This is a genomic window from Geitlerinema sp. PCC 9228 (assembly GCF_001870905.1).
Taxonomy (GTDB): Bacteria; Cyanobacteriota; Cyanobacteriia; order Cyanobacteriales; family PCC-9228; genus PCC-9228.
Genome location: NZ_LNDC01000128.1, coordinates 1 through 10,615 on the forward strand (window position 1 = coordinate 1; position 10,615 = coordinate 10,615).

General features: G+C 49.8%; 8 protein-coding genes. 4 read left to right on the forward strand and 4 right to left on the reverse strand.

Features of this window, described 5'->3' with window-relative positions:
• The first annotated feature begins 210 nt into the window (after window positions 1–210).
• The 3 genes from AS151_RS13365 to pgsA all read left to right on the forward strand — a co-directional run bounded on the left by AS151_RS13365 (window position 211) and on the right by pgsA (window position 2,241).
• Complete coding sequence (locus tag AS151_RS13365) at window positions 211–615, forward strand: hypothetical protein (RefSeq protein WP_071517557.1); 405 nt, start codon at window positions 211–213, stop codon at window positions 613–615.
• Window positions 616–726: 111 nt separating this feature from the next.
• On the forward strand, window positions 727–1,569 hold the full coding sequence (locus tag AS151_RS13370) for a sulfurtransferase (protein ID WP_071517558.1): 843 nt from the start codon (window positions 727–729) through the stop codon (window positions 1,567–1,569).
• A 144-nt stretch (window positions 1,570–1,713) separates the two neighbouring features.
• Entirely contained in the window at window positions 1,714–2,241 is a 528-nt protein-coding gene (pgsA, locus tag AS151_RS13375; protein WP_071517559.1) for a CDP-diacylglycerol--glycerol-3-phosphate 3-phosphatidyltransferase, read from the forward strand.
• On the opposite strand, the gene AS151_RS13380 is transcribed toward pgsA, so the two are convergent.
• Window positions 2,234–3,178, reverse strand: a complete 945-nt coding sequence (locus AS151_RS13380; protein WP_071517560.1) for an NAD-dependent epimerase/dehydratase family protein — start codon at window positions 3,176–3,178, stop codon at window positions 2,234–2,236. The two genes, pgsA and AS151_RS13380, sit on opposite strands and share 8 nt — an antisense overlap.
• A gap of 51 nt (window positions 3,179–3,229) precedes the next feature.
• Window positions 3,230–6,052: an EAL domain-containing protein gene (locus tag AS151_RS20840; protein WP_170861401.1), complete on the reverse strand. Its 2,823-nt coding sequence runs from the start codon at window positions 6,050–6,052 to the stop codon at window positions 3,230–3,232.
• A 285-nt stretch (window positions 6,053–6,337) separates the two neighbouring features.
• Between AS151_RS20840 and AS151_RS13390 the strand changes: the two genes are divergently transcribed.
• On the forward strand, window positions 6,338–6,592 hold the full coding sequence (locus AS151_RS13390; protein ID WP_071517561.1) for a hypothetical protein: 255 nt from the start codon (window positions 6,338–6,340) through the stop codon (window positions 6,590–6,592).
• 174 nt (window positions 6,593–6,766) lie between these two features.
• Here the strand turns inward: AS151_RS13390 and AS151_RS13395 are convergent, their stop codons facing one another.
• A complete protein-coding gene (locus tag AS151_RS13395; protein ID WP_071517564.1) occupies window positions 6,767–9,589 on the reverse strand; it encodes a CBS domain-containing protein in 2,823 nt (940 codons plus the stop codon).
• Between the two features lie 32 nt (window positions 9,590–9,621).
• Window positions 9,622–10,404 carry an RNA polymerase sigma factor SigF gene (locus tag AS151_RS13400; protein ID WP_071517562.1) on the reverse strand — a complete coding sequence of 261 codons (783 nt, stop codon included), beginning with the start codon at window positions 10,402–10,404 and terminating at the stop codon, window positions 9,622–9,624.
• Window positions 10,405–10,615 lie beyond the last annotated feature (211 nt).

The window sequence follows — 10,615 nt, forward strand, 5'->3', positions numbered from 1 at the left end:
AATGGGGCTAAAGCCCCACGAGGCGCTTTTCCTCCCCGCGCTAAAGCGACGGGGATTCCAAGCTACCGAAAGTTTTACTTGAAGAACTAGCAGAGGGAGGAGATGGGAGATTTTCAAGATACGTTTGCTATGCTACTGGTTGGGGATGCTATAAAGCGTTTGTTGGTCTTTTGTTAGCTTGATATTGCCTAATAGAGGAATTTTGTTTTTATGCTGGGTACTTTTCAACAGAGCCATTTACGCATTGAAGTGGAAGCATCACCAGAGGCGATCGCACAGTGTTTGCTGGAACCAAAACGGCTGCAACGCTGGTACAATGGGATTATCGAGATTTCGGGATTGCCGGAACGCCTGGAACCTGGCTTGACCTTCAAAAGCTGGGTCGGACCCATTATCATTTCCCATTACGTGGAAGCTGCCCGTTCCGATTACCTGCGCGTGATTCTCAGTGAAGGTGTTGACGGTTTCCACGAGTGGTACTGGGGGGACGGTTGGGTACAATCCCAACTCGAAGGGGTTTCCCTGTTGCCGTTAAAATTGGGACAAACTTTAGGTTTGTTGCGTTTGCGCGGTACCCTAGCCACCGAGTCGCAACGAACCCCTTTTGCCAGCTAATTCTGCTGGTGTTTCGGGCAAAGGCACGTTCCTCGACATATTGATAGTGCTTTTGTCGTTGGTTTGTCGAATTGTTTGCCAACTGTTTTGCCAATACCTACCAATAGCCCCATGTATCCCCATCTTGTGGTTTCCACTGAGTGGCTTTACCAGCAGCTATACCAGAAACCAGACGCTGACCCTACCGGCAAGCCGGTGGTGATAGACTGTCGTTTTTCCCTTGCCGAACCGGAGTGGGGATACCAGCAATACCTACAAGCCCACATTCCGGGGGCGTTTTACCTGGATTTGAACCGGGATTTATCCAGCAAGCCACAAAAACACGGCGGTCGCCACCCTTTGCCCAATACCGACCAATTGGCGCCAAAGCTTGCTGCCCTGGGGATTACTTCCCAGGAGACTATGGTGGTTGCCTATGACGATTCTAAATTTGCTTTTGCCTCGCGGCTGTGGTGGCTGCTGCGGTATATGGGTCACCCCCAGGTGGCGGTTCTCAATGGTGGGTGGTCTGGCTGGCAAAGGGCTGGCTATCCCACCAGTGCAGAGATTCCCCAAAAACCTAAGACGGGAGATTTTGTGCCCCAGCTGCAACTGGAAATGGTGGTGGATCGTGCCTACGTGCAGCAAGCTCAAGTTTCCCAGGATCAAATTTTGGTAGATTCGCGATCGCGCGATCGCTATTTGGGTCAAACGGAACCCATCGACCCGGTTGCCGGCACCATTCCCACCTCTGTCAATTATTTTTGGAAAGATGTTACCAACGACGATGGCGAACTGTTGCCTATAGAACAACAACAAAAACGCTGGCAGAATATCGGTGCGGCGGATGAAGCGATCGTCTATTGCGGTTCTGGGGTCACTGCCTGCGTCAATTTGCTTTCTATGGAAGCTGCAGGCGTTCGCAATCGCAAGCTCTACGTTGGTGGTTGGAGCGATTGGTGTTCTTATTTTTAAGAGATTATAAAAGTAAGGTAGGCGGTGCCCACCCGACAAAATTCTTTTAGGAAATCAATTTAGATGGTTGGAATATTGCGCATCCCACAAATGGTTGCGGCGATCGCTTCTATTTTCTAACTATCTCTCCCCAAAAAGAAAGTTATGAACTTACCCCTCTGGATTACCCTTTCCCGACTTTTGGGCGTTCCCTTGCTTTTATATCTGCTTTTTGACCCCACGCCTACCCAACGCTGGTGGGGTACAGGTATTTTTTTACTAGCGGCAGCCACAGATTGGGTAGATGGTTACCTGGCGCGCCGCCGCAATGAAGTTACCGATTTGGGGAAATTTCTCGACCCTCTGGTAGACAAACTCCTGGTTTTGGCACCATTGCTGTGTTTGGTGGAACTAGGAAGCATTCCTGCCTGGGGGGTCTTTCTGATTGTGGCGCGGGAGTTGGGCATTGCTGGCTGGCGGGTAAATCAAGCAGAAATCCGGGGAGCCAACTTTTTGGGCAAACTCAAAACAGTTACGCAAATAGCTGCGGTTGCCCTTTTGGTTGCTCCCCTACCAGAAACTTGGCGTTTTCCTGGTTTGGTTGTATTTTGGCTGGCGGTTTTGCTAACGGCTATCTCTGGAATGGTTTATGTTTGGCCGCGCCCAGCAAGCGGTCAACCCCCCACTAACTAACTGCCATACCTTGCAAAATGGTTTCATCCATGGAAAAATCCACCTCTGCCTTATCTTTGCCTTGGGCAAGGTAGTCGTTTTTCCAGGAATCTTGCAAGCCGGCAATCAGGTCAAATTCCGGTTCCCAAATCAATTGTTTCTTGGCTTTATAAGTATCGGCAAAGAAATGTTGCACCCGTAAGGGAAAGGCTTTGCGTTTGCCAAAGTCAAATTGTTTGGGGTCGTAATGCACGATTTTGATATCTTCCGGAGATTTGCCCGCTGCGATCGCACAAGCGCGCGCCAACCCGTCAAAAGTTACGTAGCGATCGCCAGAAACATTGTACACCTGCCCCACAGCTTTGGGGTTGCCCAGAACGCATACCATTGCCCTAGCCAAATCTTTAACATGACCCAGTTGCGTAATGTGCATGCCATTGCCAGGAACGGGAATGGGGCGATCGCGCACAATGCGATCGAAAAACCAACTCTCTACAGGATTGTAATTTTGAGGCCCGTAAATGTACACCGGGCGTACGGCGGTAAAGGGAATTCCTTTTTCCGCTAGATAGGATTCGGTGTCAAATTTGCCCTTGTGGCGGCTGTTGGGGTCGATGGGGTCTTCTTCTTTGTGGGGCATTTGGTCGGATTGTTGGTAAACCCCGGCAGAACTAACGTAAACAAAATGCTGGATATGCCCTTGAAACAAATCGGCGAGGGGTTGGGTGTCTTCCAATTTGCGACCGTTGTTATCAAAAATGGCGTCGAACCGTTCGCTAGCTAAATTCTCTTGGAGGGAACTGGCATCGGTGCGATCGCCGTGAATTTCTCGAACTCCTTCCACGGGAGAGGGTTGGTTACCGCGGTTGTATAAAACCACTTCGTGACCTTCTGCCACCAAAATTTGGGTCAGATAAACGCCAATGAAGCGGGTGCCGCCCATGACCAATACGCGCATGGTGTTTTTACCTCGTGATGCAAACGACAATCATTCCCCATTTTCTATAAATTAGGATTCTTTGGCTATGGTTGCATTGAGGAGGTTTTCTACCACCTGGGCGGGCATAGGCTTGTAGAAAAAGTAGCCTTGCCCGTAGCGGCATTGTAGCTTTTGCAGTTGGCGCACTTGCGGTAGGGATTCGATGCCTTCTGCGATCGCTTGCATTTGCAAATTGCGGGCTAAACTAACAATAGCAGGGAGAATCTTGCCATGGCGGCTGTTGGTGGCAATGGCAGACACGAAGGAGCGATCGATTTTGACGACATCGAAGGGAAAGCGATGCAAATAGTTTAAAGAACAGTATCCCGTACCAAAATCATCAATACACAAAGAAATTTGCCGTTTTTTCAGTTCGTTAAGAATGGCGATCGCCCGTTCGATATCAGACATCAGCACCGTTTCAGTAATTTCCAATTTTAAACTTTGACCGTCAATGGCTGTCGTTTTGAGAATTCGATCTACCCCATCCACCAACTCGGGCATTAGCTGCTTGCTGGATAAATTGACGCTCATGGTTAAAGATGGATCGTACTGCTGCCACCGATACAACTGCTGGCAGGCTTCCTGCAATACCCATTCCCCCAAGGGTTCGATGATGCCCATTTCCTCCGCAACGGGGATAAATTCTGCCGGCGAAATCCACTCCTGCTGCAAGTTTTGCCAGCGCAGTAGCGCCTCAAAACCCGCAATGCGGTGGGTGGTTAGTTCGACAATGGGTTGGTAGTATAGTTGAAATTCTTGATTCGCCAAAGCCCGACCCAAATCCGTTTCCAACTGCAAGCGCCGCATGGCAACCAACCGCATGGTTTCGTCGAATACGGCATAGCCATTTTTTCCTTGGTTTTTGGCATAGTATAGGGCGGTATCGGCTTCCCGCAGAAAATCTTCTGGTTGGCAAGCGGGAGAACAAGTTTTGCCTACGCTACAAGCAATGCCAATGCTGGCTCTGGCAAAGACTTCGTGACCTTCAAGGGGAAATGGATGGTTTAATGTATCTTGAATGCGCACTGCGATCGCAATTGCTTGGCGCAGGTCGCTAATTTCGGTAGCTACAATGGTGAATTCATCGCCGCCAAATCGGGCAAGGGTATCTCCGATGCGCAGGCAATTCCGCAGCCGTTGGGAGAGTTCTTGCAGCAAGCGATCGCCTATATAATGTCCCAAACTATCGTTGACATATTTAAATCTATCTAAATCTAAAAATAAAACCGCCAATCCCGATATTTGTTGTGCTTGCAACGCCTGGATGGCTTCGTCGAGTTTTTCCATAAAGCGATCGCGGTTGACCAATCCCGTTAGGGAATCGTGGCAGGCATAGTAGCGCAGTTGTTCTTCGCTGTGCTTGCGCTGGGTAATATCCACTACCGATCCTTCGTAATACAGCAACTGACCTCTAGCATCGCGCACCCCACGTGCAAATTCGGAAATCCAAATAATACTCCCGTCGCGGCAGTAAATCTGGGATTCAAAATCGGAGACCACATTGTGTTTTTCCAATAGCTGGATAAACTCTTGCCGGCGTTGGGGATTGACGTAAAGCTGTTCGCCAATATTGGTGAGTTCTGCCATTAACTGTTCGGGGGAATCGTAGCCGTAAATAGCAGCCAAAGAAGGATTGGCACCAATATAGCGACCGTCAAAGGTGGTCTGAAAAATGCCTTCGACAGCGTTTTCAAAGATGTGGCGGTAGTTGGCTTCTGCTTGCTGGCGTTGGAAGACGCCACCCAATTGCAACGCTACTGAAGAAATTAATTTCAACAACCGCGTGTCTTCCTCCTGGTAGGAAACAGTGAAAAACACCAAAACCGCCAGCACTTGACCGTTTTTTAAAACCGGAACCCCAAAACTGGCTTTGAAACCGCATTGCGATGCGAGCGCTTGTCGGTGAAATTCCAGCGATGAGGCGGTTGATACGTTGCGAATCCACTCCGGTTGTTGCGAAATCCACACCCGACCTGGCAATCCCTGCCCAGGCAAAAAGCAAAATTGGGTGCTGAGGCGATGAAATTCCGCTAAATGCTCCCACATGGGGGCGTTACCGTCACTCAGTCGCCGGGAATTCCGATCGTACCAAGCTGTAGCATACTCTAGCTGATTTCTCCCAGGTACGGGCAACCACGCTTCGCCAAAATCCCAACCAGTAAATTCACAAATCAGCCGTAATGAGATTTTTAGAGTATCTTCCCAGTGGTTAGTTTCGCTAACTTGATGGATAATTTTCTGCAAAAGATGGACTTCATCTTCTGCTCGTTCTTTTTCAGTAATATCAATACCTAATCCAAAAAAATACAGAATCTGTTGGGACTGGGGGTCATAGATGGGTTTGCCGTGCCATTGTACCAGCAATTCCTGACCGTTTTTGGTTAAAACTCGGTTGCAGTTTTGGGTGGTTTCATTTTTTTGGCTTAGTTTTTGAAAAATTTGAGCTAAAACATCTCGGTCGCTTTCCGGAACGAACTGGGATAAATAATCCCGACCGATAACTTCTCTACGGGAATATCCCAGTTTCCGTAGCATGGTATCATTCATGGCCAGGATTTTCCCCGATTTGTCTATGGCGGTTAAAAAGGCTGGGCTGGCGTTGAATAAGGGATGCTGGAAGTCTGGTTCTGGCAGAGGATGGTTGGCAAACCAAGTACGCCACCAAGTGTGCCAGTGTTGGTTTTGAGGCACGTTGGTTTGGGGTTTCCCAGAAAGGCCTTTATTTTGGGAGGATTTGACTGATTGAGAAAGCAGTTTTTTGATTTTAAAAAAAACCTGACGGCGGACTGTTACGGGCAATGTTGCCAGCAGCGATCGCCATATGTCTGGGAGAAGCTTGTTTTTATTCACGTAGTTCAAGTTTTGTGGACGGTCAAAGCGGTTTTTGGTGGTTGGGTCTGTGGCACCGTAACATGGCCACGACCGGAAAATTTTGTGCCACCAAATTCGCCAGAATTCCCCAGACATAAAATACATACCTCCCAATCGGAAATGAGCGGACAATGTCATGAAATACTGAAGTTTGAAGATTTTGCTGCGTTCCTTGGTTGGCAAATCGCTGGTTTTGCGTCTTAGGTGCGATCGTTGCCGTCTCCTACGGAATCAAGAGATCCAATAGATATCCGATCGTCATTTTTGTTACCAGCAGTAGGCGGTTCTGGAGGAAAACGAGAAACGACATTTGATGCACCGGAAAATGTCAACGTTCTCAACGAGAAAACTCAGTTGCAAACTCATTTTGGGGAAAATAGCATCCCCAATTCCACTACCTATCGCTTTGGTTATTTTTTCTTGGACGGCGGTTTCCTTAGGGTACCTTCTATGTTCGTTTCGCTACCACAAGCGACTCCCCTAGAAGCGATGGCATTTGTAATTGGAAATACAAAATGACCGGCATTTTCCTTTCCAGGACGACCATTACGTTTATTTTAATACCAAATTCTATTTCTCGACCGAAACCCTCAATGCCTACAGAATGTTATCGAAATTTTGTCCCTGTTGGCCTCTGGAAGTATGGTGCATTCTTGTTTGCCAAAATTGATTTAATGGAGCGGGAAAACTGATTTATTCTGCTGTTTCTGTAGGATAGCGTTGGCGCACAAAAGCGATCGCGGCTTCCTTCTGTTGTTTTTCGTCGCCAGCACGGGCAAAGACCCCATCCACCGTGGCAGCAAAAACATCCTCCAAAATCCGGCGGAAAATGGGTCCCGGTTTGTATCCCAACTCTTTGAGATCGCGACCGTTGAGTAAGGATTTTATCTGAGAAAGATAGGTTAAATAGTGCCAAATTTGACGGCGCAGCCCACGGGAACTTTGGATACCTACCAAAAGCAAAGTTTGAATATCGTATCCAGAAAGCGATCGCACCACTTCGCTGGGGCATTGGCACTGGGGTAAGGCTTCCCAAATGCTATGCTTGTTGTCATCCAACTCAGACAAACGTTCGATACTGCGATCGCTTAACTGTAACTTGCGTGCAGTAACCACACGCTCCTTGCCCGCTAGCGGCGATAGCAATACCTCCAACAGCAGCAGCCAAAGTTCAATTTTTCCCGATTGCGTTTGTTCTATCCCCGGCGACCGGTGGGTCAGATAGTGCCATAACCGTTGCAGGTAGCGGATTTGATGCCACACGCGATCGCTCAATACCAGCTGGGGATGGATGCAACGCAGCGCCCCCAAATCCCCCAACACCTTCAGCGCCCAAGACCCGTAAGGTGCCTGCAAAATATATTTCAACTCCATTTTCAAGCGAGTTTCCAAAGCCGGAGCGCGGGGATTCTGCATCACCGTTCGTTCGTAGACGCCGCTGTCGATCGCATAGCGAATGTAGCGAATGCTCTGCTCTTCCAGTTCAAACCCCAAACGCACCGCAAACCGCACCGCCCGGTAAATCCGCGTTGGGTCTTCAATAAAACTATTGGGATGGAGAACCCGAATTTTCCCTTCCTGCAAATCCTCCAAACCGCCGAAAAAGTCAATGAGTTGCCCCGACTGTGGCGGCGTCAGACAGACCGCCAGGGCATTGATGGTAAAATCCCGGCGATACAGGTCTTGGCGGATGGAACTAGCTTCCACTTCCGGGTTGGCAGCGGGATAGGGATAAAACTCCGTACGGGCAGTGGCAATATCCAGCCACACCGAATCCATCACCGGGTCTTGATGCCACAGCAGGGCAGCAGTTTGAAATTGCCCGTGTACATCCAAGCGTGCTGTCGAATATATTTTTTGCAGGGCTTTCGCCAGTTCCACACCAGCTTTGGGGGTGACAGCCCGGTGAAAGCCATCCACCACCAAGTCAATATCGGTAATTTGCGGCAATTGCCATTGGGAATTTTGATGGGAAGTGTTTTCTGCCTCCGATTGCAATAGCAAAACATCGCGCACAGCCCCACCTACCAAATACAAATGCCAGCCCTTTTCAGCAGCCAATCGGGCAGCTACTGAGAGCAGTTCCCAAACCTGCGGCGATAAGCGATCGCGCAAATAAGTTTGCATGGTAGTGGGCAGCGGGCAAGTGGAGGGAGAAGTATCGACTTGGTTGGGAGAACTAGTTGTGGTTTTGCTTCGCTCGCCGTGCAACTGTCGCAAAACATCGGTGCGGGTGACAATGCCCAGCAACTCGCCATTTTCCATTACCGGCAACCGCCCCACATCGTAGCGGACCATTAAATTTTCAATTTCTGGCAGGGGGGTATTGGGGGCAATGGTTTTCAAATGGGTCGTCATGTAGCCTTTGACCGGGGCGTGACCGAACCCATGGTGCAGCGCCAAATCGATATCGCGGCGGGAAATAACGCCACACAAGCGATCGCGCTCATCCACCACGCACAAACCCGAATGCCCGTAGCGTAGCAAAATCCGTTGCGTTTCTGCCACCGTGGTTTGGGGGCGAATGGTACGTACCGGCGAAGACATCAAATCCCGCGCCGACAGGGGTGGGAGAATTTGTGCTTTGAATTGTTGGAGAAAATCCTCTAAAGCCTCCTGTGGATCTTGGCAGCGCATGGTCACCGAACCGGCTTGGCTGTGACCGCCACCTCCCAAAGCCGCCAACAACTGGTTTAAATCGGTTCCTTCAATACGCGAACGGGCAATCAACGTGGTACGCAGGTTGTTGCCATCGTCGCTAGCGGCGTAGACATTCGCCAAAATCAGAGCATCTACTTCTGTCAGTTCCAGCAACCGGGAAGCCAAGCTGGATAGCCCCGGTACGTAATCGTCGGTTTCCAGCAATACCCAAGCAATTTCGTAGCTGTAGATGGTTTCGGTTTGTAGCGTTTCCAGGGCTATTTTAAGCAGTTGCTGCAGCCTGCCCGACAAGCCCGGATCCACATAATTCGCGATCGCACTTACATTAGCCCCCTGTTCCAGCAGCCAAGCCACCGCCCTAGCATCCCGGGCAGTAGTTCCGTCAAAGGTTAGCGACCCCGTATCCACATGGACCCCCAACGCCATCACCGTCGCTTCTGCCGGCGTGAGGGAAGCACCCCTAGCTTGCAATTGTTCCACCACCAGCGTAGTAGCAGCCCCTACCGTATCGATGTGCGTGTGGGTAGCACCCAAATCGTTGCTGTCTTGTTGGTGGTGGTCGTAGAGAGTAATTTCAATATTTGGTAAATCCAGCCAAGACGCTGCTTTGCCTAGACGGTGGCGTCGTTGGGTATCCACCACCCAAATGTGGCGTATTTGTTTAAGATTGACCGCCCGCCGTTCGATGAGGGCATATTCATCGCGATGCAGCGCCAAAAAATCACGTACCCCCGGATGGCAGCCTCCGGTTAGCACAATTTTGGCACCGGGAACCAAGCGCGTCAAACCAACCGCTGCGCCCAAAGCGTCAAAATCAGCGGTGGTATGACAAAGCACGACATCTTTAGGGGCTATCGGGACATGGTGCGACAATTGGCTGAATGTTCCTACCCTTCTTCTTCCATCAATCCCATGAATTTTTTCATGGACGCCAAACCCTTTTTGACGCGACGGGACACTGTTACTACACTAACACCCAAACGTTCGGCCGTTTCCTTTTGGGTAAGATCGTACAAAAAGACAAACTCCACTGTCTTGCGGGTCATGTCTTCTAGATGGGCGAGGGATTGCTGCAGGCGAATTTTATCCTCTTGGGCTAGCTGGAAGCTGCGATAGTGACCGTCGGGAACCAAACTGCCCAAAGAGGTGGTTTCCTCTTCTTCGTCGGTAACTGGGGCATCGAGACTCAGGGGGGAACGGTTTTGACAGGCAAGTTTCGCATCCTGCCACTCGCTCACGGAGACCCCCAATTCCGCCGCAATTTCTGCATCGGTGGGGAAGCGGTGCAGTTGTTCTTGCAATTTTTGCCGCACGGTGGTGGCTTTTCTTTGCAGGTTGAGCCACTGACGGGGAATGCGTACCGAAGAACTTTGGTCGCGCAGGTAATGTTGGATTTCACCACGGATGTAGGGAATGGCAAAGGAACTAAATGCGTTGCCTTTGGAAAGATCGAAACGCTCGATGGCTCGAATTAACCCCAAACAGCCAACTTGCAGCAAGTCGTCGTAGCTTTCCGTACACTGCTGCATCCAGTGATACACTTCCTTGCGCACCAAACCAAAGTTTCGCTGCACGATTTGGTTGCGCAGTTCTGTGGAAGGAGAGTGCTGGTACTGTCGTAGTAATTCTAAATTTTCTCCCTTAAAACAACTTTGTGTTTTTGTAGTCATGGGAAACCCCTCTCGGTAGAGCAATTGCCTGTAAATAGAAACAATGTTCGATAGCTATTTTTTCTTTTTACCGATGCACCCTTGTGTTTCGTTGGTTATTCTGACTTCCCGTGGTTGTGGGAATACGCTCCGCTGTTTGCGGGTTAAGTTTTCCTCGCCAATGTTATTTCGGCTTTTTGCGTCCGCCGCACTGGCTGTCTAGAATCACCTG

Excerpts from the sequence above, each read along its gene's own strand:
- AS151_RS13365 (WP_071517557.1), top strand. The coding sequence starts at position 211 with ATGCTGGGTACTTTTCAACAGAGCCATTTACGCATTGAAGTGGAAGCA.
- AS151_RS13370 (WP_071517558.1), top strand. The coding sequence starts at position 727 with ATGTATCCCCATCTTGTGGTTTCCACTGAGTGGCTTTACCAGCAGCTA.
- pgsA (WP_071517559.1), top strand. The coding sequence starts at position 1,714 with ATGAACTTACCCCTCTGGATTACCCTTTCCCGACTTTTGGGCGTTCCC.
- AS151_RS13380 (WP_071517560.1), bottom strand. The coding sequence starts at position 3,178 with ATGCGCGTATTGGTCATGGGCGGCACCCGCTTCATTGGCGTTTATCTG.
- AS151_RS13400 (WP_071517562.1), bottom strand. The coding sequence starts at position 10,404 with ATGACTACAAAAACACAAAGTTGTTTTAAGGGAGAAAATTTAGAATTA.